The organism is Caballeronia sp. PC1, assembly GCF_021353155.1.
Lineage (GTDB): Bacteria > Pseudomonadota > Gammaproteobacteria > Burkholderiales > Burkholderiaceae > Caballeronia > Caballeronia cordobensis.
On record NZ_JAJUBH010000003.1, the window covers coordinates 1,371,996 to 1,397,042 of the forward strand.

Annotated in this window: 23 protein-coding genes; 11 read left to right on the forward strand and 12 right to left on the reverse strand. The window is 63.0% G+C overall.

Annotation, left to right across the window (positions count from 1 at the left end):
• Window positions 1–19 precede the first annotated feature (19 nt).
• From LY284_RS30790 to LY284_RS30800, 3 genes are all read right to left on the reverse strand, one after another.
• Window positions 20–1,348, reverse strand: a complete 1,329-nt coding sequence (locus LY284_RS30790) for an MFS transporter (RefSeq protein ID WP_014252519.1) — start codon at window positions 1,346–1,348, stop codon at window positions 20–22.
• Window positions 1,349–1,416: 68 nt separating this feature from the next.
• Window positions 1,417–2,166 carry an SDR family NAD(P)-dependent oxidoreductase gene (locus LY284_RS30795; RefSeq protein ID WP_233389974.1) on the reverse strand — a complete coding sequence of 250 codons (750 nt, stop codon included), beginning with the start codon at window positions 2,164–2,166 and terminating at the stop codon, window positions 1,417–1,419.
• A 92-nt stretch (window positions 2,167–2,258) separates the two neighbouring features.
• Entirely contained in the window at window positions 2,259–3,152 is an 894-nt protein-coding gene (locus tag LY284_RS30800) for a LysR substrate-binding domain-containing protein (protein WP_233389976.1), read from the reverse strand.
• Window positions 3,153–3,433: 281 nt separating this feature from the next.
• On the opposite strand from LY284_RS30800, the gene LY284_RS30805 reads away from it, so the two are divergent.
• A complete protein-coding gene (locus tag LY284_RS30805) occupies window positions 3,434–4,075 on the forward strand; it encodes an OB-fold-containig protein (protein ID WP_233389978.1) in 642 nt (213 codons plus the stop codon).
• A gap of 158 nt (window positions 4,076–4,233) precedes the next feature.
• Window positions 4,234–5,832 (forward strand): flotillin family protein, encoded by a 1,599-nt coding sequence (locus LY284_RS30810; protein WP_233389981.1) that lies wholly within the window; start codon window positions 4,234–4,236, stop codon window positions 5,830–5,832.
• Between the two features lie 65 nt (window positions 5,833–5,897).
• Here LY284_RS30810 and LY284_RS30815 read toward each other — a convergent pair whose 3' ends face one another.
• The 3 genes from LY284_RS30815 to LY284_RS30825 form a co-directional block, all read right to left on the reverse strand.
• The gene (locus tag LY284_RS30815; RefSeq protein ID WP_233389983.1) at window positions 5,898–6,482 is read right to left on the reverse strand and encodes a peroxidase-related enzyme; all 585 of its coding nucleotides are present in this window, start codon (window positions 6,480–6,482) and stop codon (window positions 5,898–5,900) included.
• Between the two features lie 48 nt (window positions 6,483–6,530).
• Complete coding sequence (locus LY284_RS30820) at window positions 6,531–9,155, reverse strand: PAS domain-containing protein (protein WP_233389986.1); 2,625 nt, start codon at window positions 9,153–9,155, stop codon at window positions 6,531–6,533.
• A 189-nt stretch (window positions 9,156–9,344) separates the two neighbouring features.
• Window positions 9,345–9,530, reverse strand: a complete 186-nt coding sequence (locus LY284_RS30825) for a hypothetical protein (RefSeq protein WP_041733430.1) — start codon at window positions 9,528–9,530, stop codon at window positions 9,345–9,347.
• Between the two features lie 136 nt (window positions 9,531–9,666).
• Between LY284_RS30825 and LY284_RS30830 the strand changes: the two genes are divergently transcribed.
• Entirely contained in the window at window positions 9,667–10,821 is a 1,155-nt protein-coding gene (locus LY284_RS30830; protein WP_375294307.1) for an aldose epimerase family protein, read from the forward strand.
• 251 nt (window positions 10,822–11,072) lie between these two features.
• Here the strand turns inward: LY284_RS30830 and LY284_RS30835 are convergent, their stop codons facing one another.
• Window positions 11,073–11,363: a hypothetical protein gene (locus LY284_RS30835; RefSeq protein ID WP_233389988.1), complete on the reverse strand. Its 291-nt coding sequence runs from the start codon at window positions 11,361–11,363 to the stop codon at window positions 11,073–11,075.
• Window positions 11,364–11,634: 271 nt separating this feature from the next.
• On the opposite strand from LY284_RS30835, the gene LY284_RS30840 reads away from it, so the two are divergent.
• The gene (locus LY284_RS30840; protein WP_233389990.1) at window positions 11,635–12,687 is read left to right on the forward strand and encodes an AraC family transcriptional regulator; all 1,053 of its coding nucleotides are present in this window, start codon (window positions 11,635–11,637) and stop codon (window positions 12,685–12,687) included.
• On the opposite strand, the gene LY284_RS30845 is transcribed toward LY284_RS30840, so the two are convergent.
• Entirely contained in the window at window positions 12,638–13,927 is a 1,290-nt protein-coding gene (locus LY284_RS30845) for an MFS transporter (protein WP_233389992.1), read from the reverse strand. The genes LY284_RS30840 and LY284_RS30845 overlap by 50 nt on opposite strands.
• Window positions 13,928–14,118: 191 nt before the next feature.
• On the opposite strand from LY284_RS30845, the gene LY284_RS30850 reads away from it, so the two are divergent.
• From LY284_RS30850 to LY284_RS30870, 5 genes are all read left to right on the forward strand, one after another.
• Window positions 14,119–15,003: an RNA polymerase sigma-70 factor gene (locus tag LY284_RS30850; protein ID WP_233389994.1), complete on the forward strand. Its 885-nt coding sequence runs from the start codon at window positions 14,119–14,121 to the stop codon at window positions 15,001–15,003.
• A gap of 119 nt (window positions 15,004–15,122) precedes the next feature.
• On the forward strand, window positions 15,123–15,602 hold the full coding sequence (locus tag LY284_RS30855) for a carboxymuconolactone decarboxylase family protein (RefSeq protein WP_014252508.1): 480 nt from the start codon (window positions 15,123–15,125) through the stop codon (window positions 15,600–15,602).
• A 39-nt stretch (window positions 15,603–15,641) separates the two neighbouring features.
• Window positions 15,642–16,052, forward strand: a complete 411-nt coding sequence (locus LY284_RS30860) for a cupin domain-containing protein (protein ID WP_014252507.1) — start codon at window positions 15,642–15,644, stop codon at window positions 16,050–16,052.
• A gap of 73 nt (window positions 16,053–16,125) precedes the next feature.
• The gene (locus LY284_RS30865; protein ID WP_233389996.1) at window positions 16,126–17,133 is read left to right on the forward strand and encodes a LysR family transcriptional regulator; all 1,008 of its coding nucleotides are present in this window, start codon (window positions 16,126–16,128) and stop codon (window positions 17,131–17,133) included.
• 205 nt (window positions 17,134–17,338) lie between these two features.
• Window positions 17,339–17,836 (forward strand): Ohr family peroxiredoxin, encoded by a 498-nt coding sequence (locus LY284_RS30870; protein WP_045461060.1) that lies wholly within the window; start codon window positions 17,339–17,341, stop codon window positions 17,834–17,836.
• Here the strand turns inward: LY284_RS30870 and LY284_RS30875 are convergent, their stop codons facing one another.
• The 4 genes from LY284_RS30875 to LY284_RS30890 form a co-directional block, all read right to left on the reverse strand.
• Window positions 17,837–19,219: an aromatic acid/H+ symport family MFS transporter gene (locus LY284_RS30875; RefSeq protein ID WP_233389998.1), complete on the reverse strand. Its 1,383-nt coding sequence runs from the start codon at window positions 19,217–19,219 to the stop codon at window positions 17,837–17,839.
• Window positions 19,220–19,285: 66 nt separating this feature from the next.
• Window positions 19,286–19,621, reverse strand: a complete 336-nt coding sequence (locus LY284_RS30880; protein ID WP_233390000.1) for an NIPSNAP family protein — start codon at window positions 19,619–19,621, stop codon at window positions 19,286–19,288.
• Entirely contained in the window at window positions 19,618–21,363 is a 1,746-nt protein-coding gene (locus LY284_RS30885; protein ID WP_233390002.1) for an FAD-dependent oxidoreductase, read from the reverse strand. The genes LY284_RS30880 and LY284_RS30885 overlap by 4 nt, the downstream gene beginning before the upstream one ends.
• A gap of 19 nt (window positions 21,364–21,382) precedes the next feature.
• Window positions 21,383–22,222: an SDR family NAD(P)-dependent oxidoreductase gene (locus tag LY284_RS30890; protein ID WP_233390005.1), complete on the reverse strand. Its 840-nt coding sequence runs from the start codon at window positions 22,220–22,222 to the stop codon at window positions 21,383–21,385.
• 136 nt (window positions 22,223–22,358) lie between these two features.
• Between LY284_RS30890 and LY284_RS30895 the strand changes: the two genes are divergently transcribed.
• A complete protein-coding gene (locus tag LY284_RS30895) occupies window positions 22,359–23,252 on the forward strand; it encodes a helix-turn-helix domain-containing protein (RefSeq protein WP_233390007.1) in 894 nt (297 codons plus the stop codon).
• A 132-nt stretch (window positions 23,253–23,384) separates the two neighbouring features.
• Window positions 23,385–25,034 carry an alpha,alpha-trehalase TreA gene (gene treA / locus LY284_RS30900; RefSeq protein WP_233390009.1) on the forward strand — a complete coding sequence of 550 codons (1,650 nt, stop codon included), beginning with the start codon at window positions 23,385–23,387 and terminating at the stop codon, window positions 25,032–25,034.
• Window positions 25,035–25,047: the final 13 nt, after the last annotated feature.

A 25,047-nucleotide genomic window follows, 5' to 3' on the forward strand; every position in this document is an offset into this window, starting at 1 on the left:
CTTGAGTAGGGGATTGGATTCAGCGATTGACCGTCTTGGCCGGTACGAAGAACACGAGGGCCGCACCCAGCACGACGGCCAGCGAGATGAAGATCAGACCCGCAGTCGATTTGCCCGTGAAGTCATTGAGCCAGCCGACGATCGCCGGCGAGAAGAAGCCCGCGAGATTGGCGAAGCAGTTCACCGCCGCGATGCCCGCCGCCGCCGACATCCCGCCGAGCACCGCGGTAGGCAACGACCAGAATTGCGACGACGACGCGAGAATGCCGGCCGCCGCGACGCTCACGCAGACAATCGAGGCGCCCACGCTGCCGAGCATCGGCAAGGTGGCGAAGCCGGCTGCGGAGATGAGCATCGGAATCGCGAGATGCAGGCGGCGTTCGCGGCGCTTGTCCGCGCTTGCGCCGATCAGCGGCAGCGCCACGATGGCGCAGAGATACGGAATCGCCGTGAGGATGCCGACCCACAGCGGGTCCGCTACGCCGGTGCGGCGGATGATCGTCGGCAGCCAGAAGGTCAGGCCATATTGACCCAGCACGACGCAGAAGTAGATCGCGGCCATCAGCCACAGACGACGATCGCCGATGAATGAACGGATCGATACGTGTTCGACTGTCTGCGCGTTGTCCTTCTCGACGTTGCGAGCGAGCAGCGCCTTTTCCGCATCGGTGAGCCACTTCGCACCCGCGATGCCATTGTCGAGATAGAACAGGATCGCGACGCCGAGAAAGAGCGAGGGCAAGGCTTCGAGCATGAAGAGCCACTTCCATCCGGCGAGCCCGTGCACGTTCTGGAACGCATGCATGATGTAGCCGGAAAGCGGCCCGCCGACGATGCCCGCGAGCGGAATCGCCATGAAGAAGAGCGAAAGCGCTTTGGCGCGGCGCGCGGCGGGAAACCAGTACGTGAGATAGAGAATCACGCCGGGCGCGAAGCCCGCTTCGGCGACGCCGAGCAGAAAGCGCAGCACATAGAACATCGTGGGCGACTTGACGAACACGAAGCTCGCCGAGATCACGGCCCACGTGAGCATGATGCGCGCGAGCCAGTTGCGCGCGCCCACTTTATGCAGGATCACGTTGCTGGGCACTTCGAACAGGAAGTAGCCGAGAAAGAAGATGCCCGCGCCGATGCCGTAGACGGTTTCGGAGAAGCGCAGATCGTTGAGCATCTGCAACTTGGCGAAGCCGACATTCACGCGGTCGAGATACGCGCCGAGATAGCACAGCATCAGAAAGGGAATGAGCCGGCGTCCGACCTTGGCATAGGTCTTCGATTCGAAGCTCGTAGCTTCCGCGGACGAGGCGAACTCGGCCGTTGCCGTCGATGCGGCCAACTTGGATTTCATGGTTGCTTGTCTCCTGCCATGTCGATGGTGCGGCGCCCCGGTTTTCCGAGTGCGCCTCTGTGCTGCGATCAGTGAATCAACATGCCGCCGTTGACGTCGAGCGTGACGCCGGTGAGATACGACGACAGCTCGCTCGAAAGGAAGAGGCATGCATTGGCGATATCCGCGGCATCGCCGAGCCGGGCGAGCGGAATGCCCTTGATGATGTCCGCGCGCATCTCGGGCGTGAGCTTGTCGCCGGTGATATCGGTTTGAATCAGGCCCGGCGTGATGGAATTGACGCGGATGCCGTCGCCGCCGAATTCACGCGCCATGGCTTTGGCGAGACCGAGCACGCCGGCCTTGGCCGCGCTGTAATGCGGCCCGCCGAAAATCCCGCCGCCGCGCTGCGCCGACACCGACGACATGCACACGATGCTGCCGCGCTTCTGCTTTTTCATCTGCGGAATGACCGCTTGCGACATGTATAGCGTGCCGAGCAGATTCACGCCGATGACGGCATCGAAGTTATCCGCGCCGATTTCCAGCGTCTTGATGGGCTGCGTGATGCCCGCATTGTTGATGAGCGCATCGATGCGCCCGTACTGTTCGATCGTCGCATGCGCGGCGGCGACGCATGCGGCTTTATCGGTCACGTCGCAGGCTAGACCGAGATGGCCTTCGCCCAGATCGTTCGCGGCGGCTTGCGCGTCCTCTCCCTTCAGATCCAGCACGACGATGCGTGCACCCTGGGCGGCAAGCGCTTTTGCCGTTGCCTTGCCGATGCCGCGCGCCGACGCCGCGCCCGTGACGATCACTACCTGATTCTCGAGCAACATCGTTGTCTCCGTTGGTGTCTGGTGTAGTGGCAGTGTCTTCGCCTTTGACCTGACGATCAACGCAGTTTGGTTCAACTATTGCTGAGAAATTTTCAGGTATCGGCGCGACGGTCGATTTGCCGGTCCATCCACGCGAGAAACTTCGCCACGCGCGGCAGTCCCGCGTTCTGGCTCGGGTAAACCAGATGATGCGCGCCGACTTCGACCGCGTAGTCCTTGCCGAATACCGGCACCAGCGAACCGCGCTCCAGATGCACCGAGGCCAGCATCGTGCTTTCGAGCGCGATGCCGTGACCGAGCGCCGCCGCTTCGAGCGACATGTACGAGCGGTCGAATGCAAAGTCGAATGCCTTGCGCTTCACGGCCACGCCGAATTTGCCGAACCATTGCTGCCATTGAACGAGCGGCGATTCGGAAAAGATCAGGCGGCGTTCGAGAAGATCCTCCGGCGCGGACACGGGACACCGCTCCAGATACGCGCGCGAGGCAAGCGGCGCAATGGTCTCGTGGCGCAGCGTCTTGACTTCGACATCGGTCCAGTGCGCATAGCCGTGACGCACGTCGATGTCGTAATAGCCCGAGGTGAACGACACGTCTTCATACGAGCAGGCGAGGTTCATCTGAATGTCGCCGTTCGCTTCCTGAAACGCGGCGAGACGCGGCAGCAGCCACATGAGGCCGAAGCTCGGGCTCGAATGAATCCGCAGAATCTCGATCGACGTTTCGCTCGATGCGCGCTCGGTCGCGCGATTCAGTTCGGCGAGCGCGCCGGTGACATCGGAGAGATATTGCGTGCCGGTCGGCGTGAGGACCAGGCCGCGGCCGAGCCGCGTGAACAGCGGGCGCCCCACGATGCTTTCCAGATTCGCCAGTTGATGACTGACCGCGGAAGGCGTGAGGCCGAGTTCGTCGGCGGCGCGATTGACGCTCTTGGTGCGCGCGACGCTTTCGAACGCGATGATGGATTTCAGCGGGGGAAGGCGCATGGGTCGCGAACTTGAGTTTCAGGGTTATGCGCGTATTGTGCGTCTTGCTTGAATCGACCATTAAAGCAATGGCATTTTAGCGTGAACGATAGATTGGAGTCCGCTCAGGCCACATGGCGTCTGCATCAGAGGATGGAGGTAATGCAATTTGACAATGAAGCGCACGTCTGAAGCCTTGAGGGTTCGTTAATATACCGACAGGTATTTAGCCAGTTATCGTTACCGAACGCCTCTCGAATTTGGGTTTCGTGCCTTCTCAACAAAGCCATGTGACCCGGCCAATGATGAATTCTCTTCCCCTTCCCGGAACGGCTCCATTTATCGTCGCAATCGCGATGATGGTGGCTCTCGGCATAGTCGAACTTGCTGCACTGCTGATCGGATTCAGCTTGACGGAACGTGCGGGTGGATTGCTGGTCGGGCACTTCGGACTCGATCATGCCGATAGCGACGCTGATATCGGCGCTGTTGGCCAATGCCTGGCATGGTTGCATGTAGGCCGCGTGCCCATGCTCGTCGTGCTCACTCTTATCTTGCTGGGCTTTTCCGTTGGCGGGCTATCGCTGCAATACGTGGTGCATGCATGCTTCGGCGTCATGCTATCGCCGTCGGTCGCTGCCGTAATCGCAATGCCGGGCGCGTTGATTATCACCCGTCATTTTGGCGGGCTCATCGGCAAATACGTGCCTGCGGTTCAATCGAGCGCGCTGTCGGAGGCTGAATTCGTCGGCTCGGTGGCGCAGATCGTCACAGGTATCGCATCCAAAGGCATGCCGACGCAAGCCCGTCTCGTCGATCGATATGGCCAGCCGCACTATGTCCGCGTAGAGCCGAGAAACGAAGGCATGTCTCTGGCAAAAGGCATGAAGGTCGTGCTTGTCGAGCAGATCTCGGAGTCGTTGTATTTCGCAGTGGCGCTTTGACCGCGCCAATGCGAGAAAATGGGTGCCGCACGCCGATACACGTCGGGACGCGGTCATCGTTTCAATTGAAGCATGAAGCATGAGGCATTGGAATGGACACACTGATTTTTTGGGGCGCATCCGGCTTTGCGGTCGTCGTCGGTTTATGCGTAATCGGCATGATCTTCGCGCGGCTTTATGTACGCGCATCGGCGGAAAGGGCTTTCGTGCGCACCGGTTTGGGCGGCCAGAAAGTCATCATGAGCGGTGGCGCCGTCGTGCTGCCGGTGTTTCATGAAGTTATTCCGATCAACATGAACACCCTCAAGCTCGAAGTCAGTCGTGCGACGAAAGATAGCCTGATCACCAAGGACCGCATGCGAGTGGATGTGGTGGTCGCATTCTTTGTTCGTGTCAAGCCAACGGCCGAAGGGGTTTCGACGGCCGCGCAGACGTTGGGTCAGCGAACGCTTGCGCCGGAAAATCTCAGGGCGCTCGTAGACGATAAATTCGTCGATGCATTGCGATCCACCGCGGCACAGATGACGATGCAGGACTTGCAGGATGCGCGCGAGAAGTTCGTGCAAGGCGTGCAGAACACGGTTGCCGAAGATTTGACCAAGAACGGTCTTGAACTGGAAAGTGTGTCACTCACGAACTTCAACCAGACGTCGAGAGATTACTTCGATCCGAACAATGCGTTCGACGCCGAGGGTCTGACGAAACTTACTCAGGAAACCGAGCGTCGCCGTAAGGAGCGCAACGAGGTGGAGCAGGATACCGAGGTGTCGGTCAGAGAAAAGAATCGCGATGCGCTCGCTAAGAAGCTTGAAATCGAGCAACAGGAAGCGTTTCTGACGCTCGAACAGGAGCAACAGGTGAAGACTCGCACCGCTGAGCAAAACTCGCGCATCGCGACATTTGAAGCGCAGCGGCGTCAGGAAGCCGAGCAAAGCCGGATCGTGGCCGAGCGTCAGGTGCAGGAATCGGAGATCGAGCGCGAGCAGGCCGTGCGCACGCGCAAGGTCGAGGCAGAACGCGAGGTTCGCGTGAAGGAGATCGATCAGTCCAAGGTGACGGAGATCGCGCAGCAGGAGAAGGCTATCGTCATCGCGCAAAAGTCCGAGGCGCAATCGCAGGCGGAGGCGCGGGCCAACGAATCTCTCGCGGAGGCGGTCAAGTCGGAACAACTGGTCGAGACGACACGGAAGACGGCGGAAGCGGACCGCGCGAAACAGGTTGCGCTCATCGAAGCCGCCCAGGAAGCCGAAACCAATGCCGTGCACATCACCACGAACGCACGCGCCGAACGGGAAGCAGCACAGATGAAGGCCGCGGCGATGGTCGAACTCGCCGAAGCCGCCCGCAAGAAAGGACTTGCGGAGGCTGAAGCGCAGCGCGCGCTCAACGATGCGATCAACGCATTGTCATCGGACCAGACGAGCCTGAAGTTCAGGCTCGCGCTCCTGGAATCCTTGCCGTCGATCATCGCGCAAACTGTTGAGCCGATGAAGGCAATCGACGGTATCAAGATCATTCAGGTGGACGGTTTGAATCGTACGAATGGTTCCGCGACCAGCGAAAGCACAGTGAGCGGAGGTACGAATCTGGCGGAGCAAGCGGTGTCGGCGGCGCTGGCATATCGCGCGCATGCGCCGCTGATCGACTCCTTGCTTGGCGAGATCGGCCTGTCGGGAAATTCGCTGCAGCATATGATGCCGGGCATCGCAGCTTCTGAGGTTTTGTCGGCTTCGCCGCAGGACCAAGCGTCGCCGTAAGCATGGGCGATTGAGCGCGAGGCGGCGCTTTTGCAGCTCCGTCCTGCGCCTGTTGCCGACGCGTATTACCGCGCCTTCGGCACGCGCCCCATCAGGAAGAACTCGTCGTTCGGCCGCATCGAGATCACATTCGCCATGCGGTTCGAGAGCCCGAAGAACGCCGTGATCGCCGCGATATCCCACACGTCTTCATCGCTGAAACCATGCGCATGCAACGCGGCGAAATCGTCGTCGTTCACGGCGCCCGAGTCGCGGCATACCTTCAGCGCGAAGTCGAGCATGGCCTTCTGACGCGGCGTGATATCCGCCTTGCGATGATTCACCGCCACCTGATCCGCGACCAGCGCATGCTTTTCGTAGATCCGCAAAATGGCGCCGTGCGCGACGACGCAATAGAGACAATCGTTCACCGCGCTCGTCGCGACGACGATCATCTCGCGCTCCCCTTTGGAGAGGCCGCCGTCCTTCAGCATCAGCGCATCGTGATAGGCGAAGAATGCGCGAAACTCGTCGGGCCGATGCGCCAGCGTGAGAAACACGTTCGGCACGAAGCCCGCCTTTTCCTGCACCTCGAGAATGCGCGCGCGGATATCGTCGGGCCAGTCTTGCGGATCGGGAACGGGATAGCGGCTGATGGGCGGTTGCGTCATGACGTCCTCGAAGGCGTTGATCGAACGCTCATTGTAGAGCGCCGGCGTTCAGCGCGTGATCGTCAGCGACGATAAGAGCTTGAGCAGGCTGTCCACATTCACCGGCTTCACGAAGTGATAATCGAAGCCCGCTGATTGCGCGCGCAAGCGGTCTTCGGCTTGCCCGTAGCCGGTGATCGCGATCAATAGCGGCGTGGTATCGCCCTTGCGGCGCAGTCGCCGCGCGAGTTCGTAGCCGTCGATATCCGGCAGGCCGATATCGAGCAGCGCCACATCCGGTTTCAGCAAAGGCGCGGACTCGAGCGCTTCGGCCGACGAATACGCGACGCGCGCCACGTGGCCTTCCGACTCGCACAGCATTGCAAGCGAATCGGCGGCGTCGCGGTTATCGTCGACGACGAGAATGCGCAGCGCCGTGCGCGCCTCCCGCAGGCTCGTCTCCGACAGCGCAAGCGCCGAATGCCTTTCATGATGATGCAGACGCGGCAAGCGGACGGTCACGGTCGTGCCGAGACCCGGCCCGGCGCTTTGCACGGTGATCGTGCCTTTGTGCATTTCCACGAGCTTTTTCACGAGCGAAAGCCCGATGCCCAGGCCGCCGTTCGAGCGGTCGAGCGTGCGCTCGCCTTGCGAAAAGAGCTCGAAGACCTTGGGCAGCAGGTCCGCGGAAATGCCGGTGCCCGTATCGGCGATGACGATCGAAACCCATCCGTCGTCCGCCTGCACGCTCACGGTGATGCGGCCTTCCTCCGGCGTGTACTTGCTCGCGTTGTTCAGCACGTTCACGAGGATCTGCGAGAGCCGCGTGGGATCGCCGCAGACCCAGGTGGTCGCATCGGATACATCGACCTGGATGTTCTGCGAGCGCGATTCGACCATGCCCGCGATCGCTTCGACCGCGTGATAGACCGCCGTGCCGACGAGTATCGGTTCGAGTTGCAGCGCGATGCGTCCCTGCGTGATGCGCGACACTTCGAGCAGGTCGTCGACGATGCGCGTCATGTGCTCCACTTGCCTGCGCATCAGATCGATCAGTTCGCGCAGTTGCGTCTCGCCGTCCCCATCCTTCTGCTCCCGGTCCTTCTGCAATAGCGCAATGGCCGTGCGCAGCGGCGCGAGCGGATTACGCAGTTCATGCGCGAGCATGGCGAGGAACTCGTCCTTACGGCGTCCCGCTTCGCGCAGCACGAGTTCCATGTGCTTGCGCTCGGTGATATCGATCACGCTGCCGATGATGCGCAACGGTTCGCCTTCCTTGTTGCGCTGAAGCAGCGCGCTGCCCTGCATCCACTGCTCGCCATGCCGGTTGCGCACGCGGAATTCGAAGTGCCCGTCGGGGTCGTCGCCATGCGCGAGGCTGCGCACGTAGCGGTCGAGCGTCGCGCTGTCATCGGGATGCACACGCGCGAGCGCCGCTTCATAGCTGAGCGTCTCGGCAATCTGACGCTCGCCGCCGGTTTCGAGCGAGAGCGTCCATGTAGCGAGTTCGAGCGATGCGATATGAATGTTCGCGGCCTGCATCGCAACGGTCAGGCGCAGGCTGCGCGCTTCGATCGCGGCCTGGGCTTCATAGCGCGGCGTCACATCGGTCGTCGTGCCGAACCATTCCTGCAGGCAGCCCTTGTCGTCGTAGAGCGGCGCGGCGTGTGCCTCGACCCTGCGATAGACGCCATCGCGCCGGTACATGCGAAAGGTGAGCGTGCGCGCAGTGCCTTCGCGCAATGCCTCGAGCCATGCCTGATGGGTGCGCTCGCGATCGTCGGGATGGATGTAGTCGAGCCAGCCCCACCCGGACAACACGTCGGCCGGCGTGCCCGTGAACTGCTCCCATTCGCCGCCCGAAGGAAGGATTTCGCCGTTCGCATTGGCGGACCAGACGAGCGCGCCCGTCGTCTCGACCAGCGCGCGATAACGCCGTTCAGAAAGGCTCAAACGCTCTTCGTCGGCCCGTTGCGCGCTGATATCGAAGCTCACGCCATAGACGCGCGTGAGCACGCCATGCCGGTCGAACTCGGGATGCCCGCGCATGCGCAGCCAGCGGCGTGTGCCCTGATCGCCTTCGAGCACGAAATCGAATTCGAACGGACCGCCATCGCGCAATGCCTCGGTAAGCTTGCGTTGAAACGGCTCGCGATATTCCGGCGCGACGCGGTCCCATAGCTCCGAAAGCAGCACGGCTTCGGTGCCCGATGCAAAGGAATAGAGCGCGGCGGTTTGCGCGGTCATGCGCACGACGCGTGTTTTCATGTCCCATTCCCACGCGCCCATGCGTGCGCCCGCGAAGGCGGCCTGCAGACGCCGCTCGCTTGCTTCGTACATCTCCCATGCGTGACGGCACTCGTGGATATCGATCGCGACGCCGACCGTATCGGCGATATTGCCTTCCTCGTCGCGCCGTGCCTGTAGATGCAGCGTATGCCAGCGGAATGCGGCATCGTTGCGCAGCAGGCGCACATCGACATTGCGCAACAGCGTGCCGCCGCTCATCTGGCGCAATGCGTCGAGAACAGGCTGAATATCGTCGGGGTGGACAAAAGCTTTCCAGTGCTGGCCAACGAGCTCGGGAAAGGGGACGCCGAGATAGCGGCACGCCCAGGGGTTCGCATACTGAATCACGCCGTCGCGCGCCGCGCGCCACACGAACGATGGCAGGAAATGGGCGGGATCGTGCATGAGCGTCCTTGCTTCCTTATGCGGGCGAGACGCGTCGCCCGGCGCGGCATCGTCGGCTGCGATAGCTTAGGGATACCATACAACAAAAGTGCTTCGATAAAACCGCGATACGGCATCGCGATTCGCGTCGTGCGCCGCGAATCGCGATTCCTCTAATGAATTGCGCGCGTGTTGTTTTGTCTTCTACGATCAGCCCGCTTCGCCAACGTCTTTCGGATCAGGCAACTCGCCCACCTTGCTTTCGTCCTGGCGCTCGGGCGGCGCGGGCTCGTCCGTCATGGCGCGCTTCTGCTCGTCGGATAAACGCCGGTCCGCAACGTTCGGGTCCTCGGGCGTCTGCTTCGGCGGCGTTGCGCGATCGGTGGGTTCGCTCATGGCAAGGCTCCTGGTAGTCTCATCGATGAAATAGGGATTCGCATCGGACGTGCCCGGTCCGCGATCAGGCATAGCCGATGCTGCAACGCCTTCCCGATGTTATCGATGCTGCGACGGATAGCTTTTGAAATCGCGTATGGCAAACACGAACAAGGCGCTCATCGTTTCCGCGGCTTTAGCCTCGGCAATGTGGATGCCGTTGCGCGCAGCGGCGGCGTCGATTGCTTCCGCACCGTATGGCGCGACGCAGCAAGGGCAGGCCGTCGTGCAATACACGCTCTCGAATGCGCGCGGCGTGACGATGAACTGCATCACGTATGGCGGCATCATCACGCGGCTCGATGTGCCGGACCGGCGCGGACGCCGCGCGGATATCGTGCTGGGCTTCGGCTCGCTTGGCGACTATGAGAAGTACAACGGCAAGATCCATTTCGGCGGATTGATCGGGCGCTATGCGAACCGCATCGCCGACGGACGCTTCGATCTCGATGGCCACACCTACAAGTTGCCCGTCAACGAGCCGCCGAACACGCTGCACGGCGGCCCGCGCGGTTTCGACGAAAAAGTCTGGACCGTGGTCAGGACGTTTCAGGGCGCACAGGGTGCGGGCGTGCAGCTTCGTTATGTGAGCAAGGACGGCGAAAACGGCTTTCCCGGCACGCTGACCGTCGATGTCACGTACACGCTCACGGACGACAACGAAGTGCGCATCGACTACCGCGCGAAGACGGACAAGCCGACGGTCGTGAACCTCACGAATCACAGCTACTTCAATCTCGCGGGCGAGGGCAGCGGCAGTGTCGAAGGACAACTCGTGATGATCGCGGGATCGGGCTATACGCCGACGCGTCCCGATTCGATTCCGACGGGCGAGATCGCGAGTGTCGAGAACACGCCGCTCGATCTGCGCGCGCTGACGCCCATCGGCGCGCGGCTGCGGTCGTCGAGCCAGCAGATGCGTTTTGCGCACGGCTACGACCACAACTGGAAGCTCAACAAGAACGGCCAGCACAACGGCGAGGCGACCTTTGCGGCGCGGGCCTACGATCCGTCGAGCGGACGCGTGCTGGATGTCTACACGACGCAGCCCGGCCTGCAGTTCTACACGGGCAATGGTCTCGATGGCAGCGTGATCGGCGCGTCGGGCACGGCGTACCGGCAAACCGATGGCTTCGCGCTCGAAACCCAGCATTTCCCGGATTCGCCGAATCATCCGGCGTTTCCTTCGACCGAACTCAGGCCCGGCGACGAGTTTCACGAAGTCACGGTCTGGAAGATCGGCGTGCGGTGAGCGTTTGAACCGGACTTGCGGATGGGCGCGCGCGAAGCTTTCGCGTCCCGCACATGGCCTCACGCGTTGCGCGCGAAACAGGTGCGGGACGCGAAGCCGCGTCTAATCGCATTTCTCGGCGCGGCGGTCGTAAAACCGCACGGCCGATCGTGCTCTCTCAGGCTGCCCTCGGTCGGGATTGGCTTGAATGCAAAATACAGCATGCAGAATGCCGCTTTGTGTTTTGCATTTCGCATGCAGGCCGTACGGGATTACGCGGCGGCCTTGTTCGGGCTCGCGTCCGCGTGGTCCTGCGCGAGAAGGTCAAGCAAGCGCAGCACCCGCGCGCGCTGTGTCGATACGAGATCGCTTTCGTCGCCAAGCGCGGCAAGCCGCTTTTTCCAGTAACCGCGATCCAGATACGCGAACGTTCCCGGCGCGCCCGATAGCGCGAGCGAGCGGATCATGTGCTCGAGATGATCCAGTTGCGCATCGGCCATGCGGGCCGGCTTGAGCGCCGCCTGCGCGGTGCGCGCGACTTGCAAGACTTTCGACTTTCCCATGTGTGACGCCCCGACGTCGTGTTTTTTTGCGTTGCCTGTGGCTGTGCTCTTGATGTGAAGCGGCCGTAAACCACAGAAAAGCAGGAGGCAGCGCCGTGCCGGCAGCCTGACGGCAGGAATCGCCGACCTGACGTCCGCCGCGCGGCACGCGCTGCTCCCTGTCTCCAAGATATACCGGCATGCCGAATACGCTTTACCATGCGTCTCATTTGCCGGCACATATCGTGCGCCGCGATCCACCCGAAGGACGAACCGATACATCGCCGACGCCATGCCCGCCGATTCCGACCCGCCTGTTCTGTTCACGCGCTTTTCGACGCAAGCGTTTGCCCGCGAGCGGCAACTGCTCGCATGGCGCGACCGGGTCGGGCATGTCGTGGATGTCCTGCCGGCGAAGGATCAGATCGCGCGGGGCTTTGCGGGCAGCATCGACCTCTATGCGGCGGGCGGGCTCGTATTCACCGAGGCGCGCACCGAAGCGCTCGTGCTCGAAAGGTCGATCGCGCGCGTTTCGACCGATACGCGCCGCGATTTCGCGTTTCACCTCTACATGCAAGGCGAGACCGGCCATGTCGGCGGGCTGAACGTCAAGCGCAGTGCGCGCGGTTCGGTGCGGGGCATCATCGCGTTCGATCTGAATCAGCGCTTCGTCGTGGAGCGCCCGGCGTGCCACGTGTTGACGATGTTCGTGCCGCGCGCGATCGTCGCCGCGCATATCGACGATTGCGATGCGTTGCACGGGCGCGTCGTGCCTGAGGACGCGCCGCTCGCGCGATTCCTGTTCGAGCATTTCGATGCGACCGCGCGCGCCTTGCCCGCGCTCGCACGCCCCGATGCGATCGATGCGTTCGATGCCGGCGCGCAACTCCTGCTCGCCGCGTTCGCGGACCGGCCGCACGCCTTGCACGAATCGCGCGCGGCGTTACAGACCGCGGTGAAGGGGCAGGTGAAGCGATATGTCGAGACGCATCTTCACGAGACCGATCTCACGCCGACGAAGATCGTCGAAGCGCTCGCCCTGAAGCGCGCGACGATCTATCGATGGTTCGAGCAGGAGGGCGGCCTCGCCGCTTACATCCGGCATTGCCGTCTGCGTGAGGCCGCCGATGAAATCGCGCGCTTTCCGAATCTGCAGATCGCGGATATCGCGTTCGGTCTCGGCTTCAAGAGCGCGTCGGATTTCACGCGCGCGTTTCGCCGCGCCTTCGACGTAAGTCCGCTGGAAATGCGTCTGCGCGCGCTCGAACTGCTGCGCGCCGCGCAGGACGATCCGCTCACGCGCTCGCGCGCCGCGCACTCGCGGGGCGTTCGGGAAAGCGGCTGAGCGCGAGGAGCGTGACGCAGTTGGCGGCCAGCAGATACCACGCGGGCGTCATCGCGTCGCCGGTCGCGCCGATGAGCCATGCGACCGCGAGCGGAGAAAAGCCCCCGAAAATAACGACGCCGAATGTGTAGATCACGGCGAGGCTCGCCGCGCGCCGGTGCTTCGGAAAGGCTTCGAGCATGAGCACCGAGCCCGCGCCCGCATTGTTCAGCGCGAGCGCGACATAGAGCAGGATGATGACGAGCGCGAGGTCGTCGGGCGCGCCTTGCGTCAGCGCGTGAAAGGCGGGATAGACCGTTGCGAGCGCCGCCGCGAGCGACGCGTATTGCAGCGTCTTGCGGCTCTTCAGCCGGTCTGCCGCCAGCGCGACGAGCGGCGTGACGACGAGAATCACGAGACCGGAGAGCGACGCGATCGTCAGGCTGATCGTCGCGGGCCGATGCAGCGTGTGCGTCAGGTAGCTCGGCATGTAGAGCACGGCGATGTAGATGCTCGACGAAGGCGCGGCCATCATCAGAATGCCGCAGACGAGGGGCCGCGCGTGCTCGCGCAGCACGATGGCAAGCGGCGCGCGTGGGGGGCGCGCTTTCGAAGCCTGCGCTTCGCCGGGCATGCGCCGCAGGAACCAGCCGAGCGGCGCGATCAAGCCGCCGATGACGAAGGGCACGCGCCATCCCCATTGCGCGAGTTCGGCGGGCGAGAGCAGCGCGGCCGTGCATGCGCCGACGAGCGCCGCCACGCAGGCCGCCGCGCCCTGGCTCGCGCCGCGCCAGCTGACGATGAAGCAACGCCGCTCGTAAGGCACCGACTCCATCAGCAACGCCGACGCCGGGCCGATCTCGCCGCCCGCCGCGAGCCCTTGCAGCAGCCGCGCCAGCACGATCAGCACGGTGGCGCTCGCGCCGATCTGCGCATGCGTGGGCAGACACGCGATCAGCCAGGTGCTCGCGGCCATCGCGGTGATGGACAGCCGCATGCCGGCCTCGCGACCGCGCCGGTCGGCGTATCGGCCGATCAGCACCGCGCCGAGCGGCCGCATCACGAAACCCGCGCCGAATGTCGCGAGCGAAAGCAGCAGCGACGAAGCGGCGTCGTGCGCGGGGAAAAACAGCCGGCCGATGATCGCCGCGGAAAAGCCGTACACGGTGAAGTCGTAAGCGACGAAGCCGTTGCTGATGACCGTCGCCACGATGATGCGCGTCAGATTCGGCGACGCGTTTCGAGGATCACTTTTAGTCATGAATGAACGAGGATTGAAGCATTCGAACCTGGCCATCGATATTAACGGCCGCATTGTGCAGATCTTTTGGCGTTTCGTCGCGATCATCCACCGATACGCGCGCGCGCGTGCGCGCGTAACATACGTTCACCTTTCGTGGACCCTTCGGATCGATGGCTTATCAACCCGCATACGAACGAGGACTCGTCTTCATGGATGACGCCACGCGCGAATTCGACCGTTTGCGCCCGCGCTTGCAGGGCATCGCGTATCGCATGCTCGGTTCGGTTGCGGAAGCCGAAGACATCGTGCAGGACGTCTGGCTGCGCTGGCATGCGGCGGCGCGCGATGCGATCGAAAACGCCGAGGCGTGGCTCGTCGCCGTGACCACGCGCCATTCGATCGACCGCCTGCGCGCCGCGAAAACGCAGCGCGAACACTACGCAGGCATCTGGCTGCCCGAGCCGCAGATCACCGAGCCGCCCGCCACGCCCGAGGAAGTCACCGAGCATGCGGACGATGTCTCCGTCGCGTTTCTGATGCTGCTCGAACGCCTGACGCCCGAGGCGCGCGCGGCGTTTCTGCTGCGCGAAGTCTTCGATGCGGATTATCCGGAAGTCGCCGATATCATCGGCAAGTCGGAGGCCGCGTGCCGCCAGCTCGTGAGCCGCGCGAAAGCGCAATTGCGCGAGCAACGTCCGCAGCGCCCGGTGCCGCGCGAGGTCTGCCGGCGCTTGTTGCACACCTTCGCGCGCGCGATCGAGGCCGGCGATTTCGCCGCGATCAACGCGATGCTCGCGGATGAAGCGACGCTCGTGGGCGACGGCGGCGGGCGCGTGTCCAGCTTCCCGAAACCGCTTCTCGGCGGCAGGCGCATCGCGCAGCTTTTCTACGCGGCGTTCCTGCGCTACGGAAAGGGCGTGCGCTTCGAGCTCGTCATGCTCAATGATCAGTGGGCGCTGTTGCGCTTCATCGAGGACAAGCTCGAATCCGCGCAGACGTTCGATATCGAAGACGAGCGCATCGTGCGCGTTCAGGTGCAGCGCAACCCGGACAAGCTCCGGCGCATCGCGGCCATTAATGGCGGCGGATCATGAATCGCCCGCGATTGATGCGTGCGAGGCAACAGCGTGCGCACGTTCGCGAGGCTACCGGGAGAACGCATCCAAACCTACGATGACATCCATGCCGAACACCCACCACGCATGGAGCCATCATGACGCAGCGAATCAACTATGTTCAACAATCGCCCGAACTGTTCAAGAAGTTCTACGAATTCAGCCTGGCGGTGAAGGAGTGCTCGATCGAGCAGTCGACACGCGACCTCGTGACGCTGCGTGCGTCGCAAATGAATGGCTGCGCCTTCTGCGTCGATATGCACGTGAAGGAAGCGAAGATCCACGGCGAGCGCGAGTTGCGCACGCATCATGTCGCGATCTGGCGTGAATCGACGCTGTTCTCGCCGCGCGAGCGCGCCGCGCTGGCGTGGACCGAAGTGCTGACGCGCTTGCCCGAGCACGGCGTGCCCGACGAACTGTACGCACGCGTGCGCGAGCAGTTTCAGGAGAAGGAGTTGTCGGACCTGACTTACATCATCATCGAAATCAACGGATGGAATCGCGCGAATGTCGCGTTCCAGACGGTGCCGGGCTCGTCCGACAAGGTCTTCGGGCTGGACAAGGCCAATCTGTCGTAAGCGCCTTCGCGCCGTCATTCGCTCAACGGAGGACCGATCATGCACAGCATCAAACGCGTGGGACTGGCGCTCGTCGTCGGATGTGCGGCATTCGTCGCGAATACGGCGCATGCCGCGCCGGAGGCCATCGTCAAGGAGCTCATGACGAAGCCGCTTCCCGAGTACCCCGGCAAGGAAGCGCTGATGATCAGCGTGGAATATCCGCCGGGCGCGGTGGACCCTGTGCATCGTCACGACGCGCACACCTATGTCTACGTGCTCGAAGGCACCATCATCATGCAGCTCAACGGCGGCAAGACCGTGACGCTCAAGCCGGGCGACACCTTCTACGAAGGCCCTGACGATGTTCACACGGTGGGCCGCAACGCGAGCAAGACGAAACGCGCGAAGTTCATCGTGCTGCTTCTGAAGGACACGGGCGCGCCCGTGCTGAAGCCGGTGCAACAATAAATCGCGCGTGGCGCGTCACAAACCGTGCGGCACGAACGTCTAGTGGATCAGAGCCACTACGTTTCGTGCCGCCATGCCATCAGACCTTGCGTTCCATTCCGACGATTCGCTCGCCTATAGCTTCGCGACCAGCTATGCGGGCGTGGTGTCGTTCCTGGCCGTCGCCAACGAAGGCAGCTTCGCGAAAGCGAGCGACCGCCTCGGCATCGGCCGTTCCGCCGTCAGCCGCAACGTGCAGAAGCTCGAAGCGCAACTCGACGCACGGCTTTTTCTCCGCACCACGCGCAGCACGTCGCTGACGCGCGAGGGCGAGCTCTTCTACAAGAATTGCCAGCCGGGCGTGGAACGCATCGTGCAGGCGCTCGAAGATATGCGCGAGTTGCGCCACGGGCCGCCGCGCGGACACTTGCGCATCGCGTCGACGCCAGGCTTCGGCCGCAAGGTCGTCGCGCCGCTGCTCTCGGCCTTCAACGCGAAGTATCCCGACATCGCGCTCGAACTGCTGCTGAGCGACCGGGCGTGCGATTTCACGGCAGAGCGCGTCGATGTCGCGTTTCGCGACGGTCATATGGAAGACAGCGAAGTCGTCGCGAAGCAATTGATCCCGATGCAGATGATCGTGTGCGCCTCGCCGCGTTATGCGCGCGAGCATGGCCTGCCGCGCCGTATCGACGATCTGGACGGGCATCGCTGCATCAATCTGCGCACGTCGAGCGGGCGCGTCGCCGAGTGGGAATTCAAGGTCGATGGCCTGGTGCAGACGCGCTCGCCCGCCGCGCGGCAAACGTTCAACGATATCGATCTGATGCTGCAAGCGGTGCTCGACGGGCAGGGCATCGCGCAACTGCCCGCGTATCTCGTGTGCGATGCCGTGAAGGCGGGGCGGCTCGCGATGTGTCTCGCGCAATATGCGCCCGAGGACGGCGGCCACTTTCTCTGCTACCTCAGCCGCAAGCAGTTGCCCGCGCGCGTGCGCGTTTTCGTCGATTACATGACGGAAGAGACGCGCGCACTCGATCTGCATTGCTTCACCACGACGATCACGAACGCCAGCGCGCCGGCGCTGACGCCGGTCGGTTGATTGATGCATCGAAGGCAACACGGCGTGTCCGGCCGTGACGCTACCGCAGGCATGCGCGCACGCCTACGATGCATACGAGCGGACATGGAAGCGATGTGATTCGCGCAGCGAATCGTGTTCATCGGCGGACAGACGCGAAGCCACGAGCAGACACGAGCGACGCACTGAGCGATCATCGCTGTCATCGCTCGCACAAGAGGTCGTCATGGAGCCACTCGAACCGCCGCCCGTCAGCCTGCTCGACGCCTATCGAGGCAACGAGGTCCAACCGCTGTATGCGACGACCGTCACCGTCACGGGCGGCGATGCGGGGCATGGCCGCGCCTCGGGCGTGGCCCGCTCCGACGACGGCAACCTCGATCTCGAACTGCGCATGCCTCAGGCGCTCGGCGGCCCTGGCGGCGGCACCAATCCGGAGCAGTTGTTCGCGGCGGGCTATGCCGCGTGTTTTCATGGCGCGCTGGTGTTGCTGGCGGCGCGCGCGGGGATCGCTGTGGAGGCGGCGAGCGTCTCCGTCACGATCGAATTCGCGCGCGATCCGATGGATGGTCTCTTCCTGCTCACCGCGCACACGCGCGTGCAGATGCAAGGCGTCGAACGCGCGGTGGCGGAGGAACTCGTGCGCAACACGGAACGCTTCTGCCCGTACACGAAGATGACGCGCAAGGGCATCGTCAACATCGTCGCGCTCGACATGCCCTGATCATTCGATCGGCACGCGCGCGGCCCCATCGAGCGCGTGCGCCTGCGCCGATGCATCGCGCCGGCTCAATGCGCCGAGCGCACACGCGGCGACGAACGCGGGAATCGCGAGCAGCGTGAAGACCGCGCCGAACTGCATGCCCATGCTCATGAGCAGGCCGCCCGTCATCGCGCCCGCGACCGCGCCCATGCGCCCGATGCCGAGCATCCAGGCGACGCCCGTCGCGCGGCTTTGCGTGGGATAGAACGATGCGGCGAGCGACGACATCGACGTGACTGCGCTCGTTACCGCGGTGCCCGTCAGGAAGATCAGCACGGCGAGCCAGAACTGATCCGCCACGCCGCGTCCGATCGTGAGCACGAGCGCCGCGGCGAGCACGTAGGCGCAGGCATTCACGCGCCGCGGGTTGGCCTTGTCCATCACCCAGCCGAGACACAGGTTGCCCAGAATGCCGCCAAGCGGAAAGAGCGATGTCGTGAGCGCCGCACGTTCGGCGGAAAAGCCCGCGTCCTTGAACAGCGTCGGCAGCCAGTTCGTCAGCAGATAGAAGATCATCAGGCCCATGAAATAGGCGAGCCATAACATCGACGTGCCGAAGCGATAGGGCCGCGAAACGATGAGAGCAAGCGAAGATGTCTCCGCACCTTCCGAGCGCGTATCGGCCGTCGTGAACGCGATGGATGCACCTTGCGCGAGACGCGCGTCGTTCGAGATGCGCCGCAAGACACGCGCGATTTTTTCCGCGGGGCGCTTTCTCACGACCATGAATTGCGCGGACTCGGGCAGCATGAAGATCAGCAGCGCCGTCAGCACGATCGGACCGACGCCGCCCGCGACGAGCACGCTCTGCCAGCCGAAATGCGGAATGAGCCATGCCGCGCATAAGCCGCCGAGCGAAAGGCCTACGGAAAAGCCGCAGAACATCGTGTTGACGGCGACCGCGCGGCTGCGCGCGGGCGCGTATTCCGACATCAGCGTGACCGCATTGGGCATCGCGGCGCCCAGCCCCAAGCCGGTGAGAAAGCGCCACGCGGTCAGCGCTTCGACCGATGTTGCCTGCGCCGAGGCGAGACTCCACACGCCGAAAAAGAACACGGAAAGCACGAGCACGGCTTTACGTCCGATGCGATCGGCGGCCGGTCCCGCCGCGAGCGCACCGATACCGAGCCCGACGAGCGCCGCGCTCATCACCGGTCCCAATGCGGCGCGCGCGATGCCCCAGTCGCTAGTCAGCGATGGCGCGATGAAGCCGATCGCCGCGGTATCGAAGCCATCGGCGGCCACGACCAGGAAGCACAGGATCAGGATGATCCATTGATATGGCGAGAAGCGCTCGCCGTCGATGAAGCTCTGGACCTCGATGGTCCGTATGGTCTTCTCCATGCCGGTATGTCTCCATTGATTGATAAGAACGATGGCGGCATTCTTCGTGCCGCTATGCCCTGCGCTTCAACGCACGGCAGGCGAAAGGCTTCTGAACTCCACGCGCCGGATGATGCGGCTCTCCTGCGCGACGATGAGATGCGCCGAGGCGTGCAGATAAGCGGGCCATTCAGCATCGTTGTCGCGCGCGGTGCGACGCTGGTCGTAATCCGCGATGCTTTCGTAGCCCCAGAGATGCACGACCTGATTCAACGCGCCGATGTCGCTCATATAAAAGCCCACGGGCGCGCCGAGATACTTGAGCTGGATCGGCATGGCGAGACGATCGAATACATCGATGAATTCGGCCATGCCGCGCGGCTTGATCGTATAGATGCGGTGATCGATGAAAGGCTTGCTCATGCCGCGCTCCTCAGTTCGTTCGTGGTGACGCGGGCATCGCTTCGGCCTGCGAGATGCAATCCGGTGAGATAGCCGAATGTCATGATCGGGCCGAGCGTAATGCCAGCTCCTGGATAGTTGCCGCCCATGACGCTCGCGCGATCGTTGCCGACGGCATAGAGGCCAGCAATCGGCTCGCTGCCTTGCAGAACCTGCCCGTACGGATTCGTCGCGATGCCGTCGAAGGTGCCGAGATCACCCATCACGAGTTTGAGGGCGTAATAGGGGCCTTCGCCAAGCGGTGCGACGCAAGGATTTGGCTCGTGCGCGGGATCGCCGAGATAGCGATTGAACGAGGTCGCGCCGCGGCCGAATGCGGTGTCCTTGCCTTGAGCCGCATCGCGGTTGTATTCGCGCACGGTGGCTTCCAGCGCGTTGGCGTCGATGCCCGTGCGCATCGCGAGTTCCGTCAGCGTGCGGCCTTTGACGAGATAGCCGCTTTTCAGATGCGGCCCGAGCGGCATCGGCGCGGGCTTCGCAAAGCCGAGACCGTACTTGCGGATCGTCGCGTGATCGCAGATCAGCCACATGGCCGTTTCTTTTTCATCGCGGCAGGCTTCGATCATCGCCGCGCCGACATCGTGATAAGAATTCGATTCGTTCGTGAAGCGCACGCCGCCGCGTGTTACGCCGATCACGCCGGGCTTGTAGCGATCGAGCAAATGAGGAAACACGCCGTACTGGCTGTCTTTCAATGGCACGCGCGAGACCGGCATCCACGCGGCGGCCTGCGGATAGCGAATATCGACGCGTCCGCCCACGCGTTCGGCCATGCGCGCGCCATCGCCGGTATTGCCCGCGGGCACGGGCGATACGTGTTCGCCGCCGCGCCGCACATGGGGATAAGCTTTCGCAACGCGCGCGATATCGTGAGAGAAGCCGCCGCAAGCGAGGACGACGCCGCGCCGCGCGGCGATGCGCATCTCGCGGCCATCGGCGATCACGATGGCCCCGGTCACGCGGCCCTTCACCGTGACGAGTTCCTTCGCGCCGGTTCGCGTGTGGATCGGAATGGCGAGATCGAGCGCGGACTTGGCGAGACGCGCCGCAAGCGCGTTGCCGCTCGTGATCTGCACGCCGCGTCGATAAAGCGCGAGTTCGCCGATGTGACTTGCAAGACGCCTGGCGACATACCACGCGGACGCGAGCGATTTCGTCGCGTTGAAGAAATGCTTGAGATCGGCGCTCGACGAATTGAACATCATGCCGATGAACGTGATCGTCTTGAGCGGCGGGCGCAACCGCGCGATATCGCGGCCCAGTTCACGCGCATCGAACGGCTTCGCGACGACGGAGCGCCCCACGTCGACACCACCCGGCGCATCGGGATGATAGTCGGGATAGAGCGTCGGCAAGAACTTCACGGATGTCTCGCGCTCGAAGAAATCGATCATGCGCGGGCCGTTGTCGAGAAATGCATCGACGGCGGCCGCGTCGTACATCGCGCCGGTTTCACCGCGCAGATAGCGCGCGGCCGCCTCGCGGGTATCGTGAACGCCCGCTGCCTTTGCGTGGCGATTGCCGGGTATCCACAGCACGCCGCCCGAGAACGCGGTCGTGCCGCCGAAGTAGTCCTCTTTCTCGACGACGATCACGTCGAGCCCTTGCTTCTTCGCTGTAATGGCCGTCGAGAGGCCGCCTGCGCCCGAGCCGATTACGAGCACGTCGCAAGCGAGATCGGACGACCGCGTTACGGTAGTCATGATGTTGTCCTCTGTTGATTCAGACAGTGCGCGCGGCTTCGAAGCCCGGACGCGGAACGAGATCCATCAGCATGCATTCGAAGCCGCCGTCCACGGCAAGCTCCGCGCCGTTCACATAAGCCGCGCGATGGCTCGCGAGAAACGCGACGACTTCCGCGATATCGCGCGGTTCGCCGATGCGCCGGCTCGCGGTCATTGCGCTGCGGCGCGCTTCGACATCGCCTTGTTCATAGAACGCTTTCGAGAGCGGCGTGCGGATCATGCCGGGGCATACCGCGTTGCTGCGTACGCCGCGTGCACCCCATTCGGCGGCAATCTGACGCGAAAGCATGGCGATGCCGGCCTTGCTCGGGCTATAGGCGCCGCTCCATGTCTGCGGATGATGCGCCGCGACCGATGCGATATGCACGATGCTGCCCGCGCCGCGAGCGAGCATGCCGCGCCCGAATGCCTGCGCGCATAACATATAGCCCGTGAGATTGACGGCGAGCATCGCGTTCCACGCATCGAGTCCGATATCCTCGATGCCGCCCGCTCTCAGCAGGCCTGCGTTATTCACGAGCACGTCGGCATGGCCGAATCGGCGTTCGACCTGATCGCGGGCGCGATTCACGCTCGCAGGATCGGCGATATCGCAGGCCACGGCTATCACGTCCGCTCCGTTTGCGCGCAGCGCATCGGCGGCTGCATGACAACCCGCTTCGTCGCGATCCAGCAAGGCGAGGCGTGCGCCCGCATCGGCGAATGTCGTGGCAATGGCGCGGCCGATGCCGCCCGCCGCGCCCGTGACGACGCACGTGCTCGATTCGAGGCCGAGCCAATGCGGCGCGGTGTGATCCCGCGCGATCTGTTTAGTCATCCTTGTCTCCTGATTCAGTTCGATGCGAAGGCGCGATAACCTTGCGCCGTGAAAAAAGTATATTCACGGCCATGCATGAAAGATTGGACAAAGGCGGCAGACGACAGGACAATTTGTGCATCAGGAGATGCGCGACATGAGGAAAATCCCTAACTACAACTTATATGGAGAATCGGCGCGTCCGCCGTGGTACGACGCGTTCAACTTCGAATGGATCGTCGAGCGCAGCGCGCCGAACGACTGGCATATCGACGCGCACCGGCATGACGCGCTCTTGCAGTTTCTGTACATTCGCGGCGGTGGCGGAGAGGTGCTGATCGAGAACGGCATGATCGAGATCGCACCGCCATGCGTCATCATGCTGCCCGCGCAAACGGTGCATGGATTCAATTTCGCGCCGGGCGTGGACGGTCTCGTCGTGACGGTCGCGCAGCGATCCATCGAAGCGCTTGCGTCTGTCGCCGCGCCCGGACTCATCGCCGTCTTGCAGCGCGCGGGCGTGTTCCGTGTGAGCGCGCAGTCTGTCAAAGAGAGCGCGTTCACGCCGATACTCGAATTGCTGGAGAAGGAGTTTCGCGCGACGGACCGCGGCCACATGGCGGCTGGCATGTCGCTGCTCGTTGCACTTTTCGTGCAGGTGGCGCGCATGTGCGAGAGCGCGTCGGCGCCGAGCGTCGCCTCGACGGAAAGGCACGCGCAGCAGATCAAGCGCTTCAGGCAACTGGTGGCCGCGCACTTTCGCGAGCATCGTCCTGTCGAGTTCTATGCGCACAAGCTCGGCGTGACCGTCACGCAACTCGGGCGTGTGTGCCGCGAGGAACTATCGAGCTCGCCGCTTGCGATGATCAACGAACATCTGGTGCGCGAAGCGCAACGCGATCTCGTCTATTCGACGATGTCGGTCAAGCAGATCGCGCACGGACTCGGCTTTGCCGATATCGCGTATTTCAGCCGCTATTTCCGCAAGCAGACCGGCGTTACGCCGACGCAGTTTCAGGCGCAAGCGCATAAGGCGCTGGCGATTCAATAGCACACGCGCGCGCCAATCCAGGGTTGCCATGCGCCTGCAGGCGTGCGAAGCTTCGCCGTGCTGTCAGAACAAGAAGATCGAACGCGCCCGAGCGAGACCAGTCCGGTTCAATCACCCTTCCGAGGAGGGAGCATGATCGCACTGTCATCGCATCGCGCGGCGCACGAGGCGTCGCGGCGTTTCCGGTTCAAGGCACACCGAATGCTGAGCGCGTGGCTCGTGTTGAGCGCGGCCGTTCATCTGGCGCATGCCGATACGCAATCGGGTTATACGCTGCCGCCGCCGCCCAGCGAGTTATACGGCGATCTTTTCGTAGCCGTGCAGACAGGTGGCGTCTATCCCGACCAGAAGACGTTCGTCGATGCGGTGCCCAAGATCGATCCCGCGCAGATCGTGCAGGCTTATCAGCAGCAGAAGCTTGTGCCGGGCTTCGTGCTCAAGAATTTCGTCGCGCAATATTTCACGCCACCGACGGATCAGAGCATCACGCCGCCACCGAATCAGAGCTTGCGCGAGCATATCGACTGGCTGTGGCCGGAACTCACGCGCCTGACCACGACCGCGAACGTACCGCCCAACAGTTCGCTGATTCCAATGCCGAAGCAATACGTCGTACCGGGCGGACGCTTTCGCGAAGGTTACTACTGGGACACCTATTTCACGATGCTGGGCCTTCAGGAAGCGGGCCGCGAAGATCTCGTCGACGACATGCTCGATAATTTCGCGTATCTGATCGACACGATCGGGCATATTCCAAACGGCAATCGCACCTATTACGTGAGCCGTTCGCAGCCGCCGTTCTTTTCTTATATGGTCGAGCTTGCCGCGCATAAGGAAGGCGGCCGCGTGTATCAGAAGTATTTGCCGCAATTGAGGCGTGAACACGATTACTGGATGCAGGGTGAAAACACGCTGCAACCGGGCGATGCGGTGCGCAACGTCGTGATGCTGCCGGATAAAACGGTGCTGAACCGCTATTGGGATGCGCGCGACACGCCGCGCGACGAGTCGTATCTCGAAGACGTGAACACGGCGAAGCAGGTCGCGAACCGTCCGGCGAACGAGGTCTATCGCGATCTGCGCGCGGCTGCCGAAAGCGGCTGGGATTTCAGCTCGCGGTGGTTCGGCGACAACATGACGCTCGCGACGATACGCACGACATCGATCATTCCCGTCGATCTGAACAGCCTGATGTTCCACCTCGAAACGACGATTGCAATCGGCTGCGGCGAGGCGCGCGATTTCCGTTGTGTCGGCGAGTATGTCGGACGCGCGGCGAAGCGGGCTATTGGCATCAACCGCTATCTGTGGAACAAGAACGGCTATTACGGCGATTACGACTGGAAGCTCGGGCAGCCGCGCAACAACCCGTCGGCGGCGATGCTTTATCCGCTCTTTGCGAATGTTGCGTGGCCGGAGCGCGCGCACAAGACCGCTGAGACCGTCGAGGCATTGCTACTGAAACCGGGCGGTCTCACGACGACCACCTACAACACGACGCAGCAATGGGACGCACCCAATGGCTGGGCGCCGCTGCACTGGATCGCGGTGCAGGGCTTGCGGCGATACGGTCGAGGCGATCTCGCGCAGCAGATCGGCACGCGCTTTCTTGCCGACGTGAACAACGTCTACAAGACGCAGCAAAAGCTCGTGGAGAAGTACATCGTGGAAGGCGAGGGAACGGGCGGCGGCGGGGGCGGCGAATATCCCTTGCAGGATGGTTTCGGATGGACGAACGGCGTGACGCTGAAGCTGCTGGATCTCTACGCGCCCGGCCAATGAGGCTTCGACATCG

Excerpts from the sequence above, each read along its gene's own strand:
- LY284_RS30895 (WP_233390007.1), top strand. The coding sequence starts at position 22,359 with ATGAGGAAAATCCCTAACTACAACTTATATGGAGAATCGGCGCGTCCG.
- LY284_RS30870 (WP_045461060.1), top strand. The coding sequence starts at position 17,339 with ATGGAGCCACTCGAACCGCCGCCCGTCAGCCTGCTCGACGCCTATCGA.
- treA (WP_233390009.1), top strand. The coding sequence starts at position 23,385 with ATGATCGCACTGTCATCGCATCGCGCGGCGCACGAGGCGTCGCGGCGT.
- LY284_RS30790 (WP_014252519.1), bottom strand. The coding sequence starts at position 1,348 with ATGAAATCCAAGTTGGCCGCATCGACGGCAACGGCCGAGTTCGCCTCG.
- LY284_RS30810 (WP_233389981.1), top strand. The coding sequence starts at position 4,234 with ATGATCTTCGCGCGGCTTTATGTACGCGCATCGGCGGAAAGGGCTTTC.
- LY284_RS30840 (WP_233389990.1), top strand. The coding sequence starts at position 11,635 with ATGCCCGCCGATTCCGACCCGCCTGTTCTGTTCACGCGCTTTTCGACG.
- LY284_RS30845 (WP_233389992.1), bottom strand. The coding sequence starts at position 13,927 with ATGACTAAAAGTGATCCTCGAAACGCGTCGCCGAATCTGACGCGCATC.
- LY284_RS30860 (WP_014252507.1), top strand. The coding sequence starts at position 15,642 with ATGCACAGCATCAAACGCGTGGGACTGGCGCTCGTCGTCGGATGTGCG.
- LY284_RS30855 (WP_014252508.1), top strand. The coding sequence starts at position 15,123 with ATGACGCAGCGAATCAACTATGTTCAACAATCGCCCGAACTGTTCAAG.
- LY284_RS30820 (WP_233389986.1), bottom strand. The coding sequence starts at position 9,155 with ATGCACGATCCCGCCCATTTCCTGCCATCGTTCGTGTGGCGCGCGGCG.
- LY284_RS30830 (WP_375294307.1), top strand. The coding sequence starts at position 9,667 with ATGGCAAACACGAACAAGGCGCTCATCGTTTCCGCGGCTTTAGCCTCG.
- LY284_RS30795 (WP_233389974.1), bottom strand. The coding sequence starts at position 2,166 with ATGTTGCTCGAGAATCAGGTAGTGATCGTCACGGGCGCGGCGTCGGCG.
- LY284_RS30880 (WP_233390000.1), bottom strand. The coding sequence starts at position 19,621 with ATGAGCAAGCCTTTCATCGATCACCGCATCTATACGATCAAGCCGCGC.
- LY284_RS30800 (WP_233389976.1), bottom strand. The coding sequence starts at position 3,152 with ATGCGCCTTCCCCCGCTGAAATCCATCATCGCGTTCGAAAGCGTCGCG.
- LY284_RS30825 (WP_041733430.1), bottom strand. The coding sequence starts at position 9,530 with ATGAGCGAACCCACCGATCGCGCAACGCCGCCGAAGCAGACGCCCGAG.
- LY284_RS30875 (WP_233389998.1), bottom strand. The coding sequence starts at position 19,219 with ATGGAGAAGACCATACGGACCATCGAGGTCCAGAGCTTCATCGACGGC.
- LY284_RS30890 (WP_233390005.1), bottom strand. The coding sequence starts at position 22,222 with ATGACTAAACAGATCGCGCGGGATCACACCGCGCCGCATTGGCTCGGC.
- LY284_RS30865 (WP_233389996.1), top strand. The coding sequence starts at position 16,126 with ATGCCATCAGACCTTGCGTTCCATTCCGACGATTCGCTCGCCTATAGC.
- LY284_RS30805 (WP_233389978.1), top strand. The coding sequence starts at position 3,434 with ATGATGAATTCTCTTCCCCTTCCCGGAACGGCTCCATTTATCGTCGCA.
- LY284_RS30815 (WP_233389983.1), bottom strand. The coding sequence starts at position 6,482 with ATGACGCAACCGCCCATCAGCCGCTATCCCGTTCCCGATCCGCAAGAC.
- LY284_RS30850 (WP_233389994.1), top strand. The coding sequence starts at position 14,119 with ATGGATGACGCCACGCGCGAATTCGACCGTTTGCGCCCGCGCTTGCAG.
- LY284_RS30835 (WP_233389988.1), bottom strand. The coding sequence starts at position 11,363 with ATGGGAAAGTCGAAAGTCTTGCAAGTCGCGCGCACCGCGCAGGCGGCG.
- LY284_RS30885 (WP_233390002.1), bottom strand. The coding sequence starts at position 21,363 with ATGACTACCGTAACGCGGTCGTCCGATCTCGCTTGCGACGTGCTCGTA.